At 40.0% G+C, this 808-nt stretch carries 1 pseudogene; it reads left to right on the top strand.

The features are described 5' to 3' along the window. Positions 1-808: pseudogene (locus HT671_RS10795) on the top strand (IS630 family transposase); the annotation flags it as partial.

Genomic DNA, 808 nt, shown 5'->3' with positions numbered 1-808 from the left:
TGCTAGATTGCAATAAAACAACTGTTTGGAGGAATTTGAAAAAATATAAGGAGTTTGGTTTAGAAGCGCTTCTTCAGGAGACCCGTGGTGGACGTCATAGAGAATATATGACTTACGAAGAAGAACAAGCATTTCTAAAACGTCATATAGAAGCTGCTCAGGCTGGGGAATTTGTAACTGTCAATCAGTTATTTGAAGCCTATCAAAAAGAGATTGGTCGCACTTCCACACGTGATGGTTTCTATTATCTCCTGAAACGACATGGTTGGCGAACGGTCACTCCTCGACCTGAGCATCCCAAGAAGGCAGACGCTCAGACAATTGAGACGTCTAAAAATAAAATCTACATTCGAGACCTTAAGTAAGCGCTTTAAAGAAGAGGGGACTTATAACAAAGTACGTTTGATGTACCAAGATGAAGCTGGTTTCGGAAGAATCAGTAAGATGAGTTCTTGTTGGGCTCCTCAAGGAATCCGACCTAGCATTCCTAGTCATTATATGCGAGAATATCGCTATTGTTATGGGGCAGTAGATGCTCAGACAGGAGATTCCTTTTTCCTCATTGCTGGAGGATGCAATACTGAGTGGATCAATGAATTTCTACGGCAAGTCTCACAAGCTTATCCAGATGACTATATTTTACTTGTCATGGATAATGCTATATGGCATAAATCAAGTACCTTAGAGATTCCAAGTAATATTGAGTTGGCTTTTATCCCACCTTATACACCAGAAATGAACCCTATTGAACAAGTCTGGAAAGAAATTCGAAAACGAGGTTTTAAAAACAAGGCTTTCCAAACATTGG

This window comes from Streptococcus sp. 2741, assembly GCF_013276315.1.
Classification (GTDB): Bacteria; Bacillota; Bacilli; order Lactobacillales; family Streptococcaceae; genus Streptococcus; species Streptococcus pseudopneumoniae.
The sequence above is the reverse complement of the archived record's forward strand: the minus strand, read 5'-3'. Positions and strand labels throughout refer to the sequence as shown.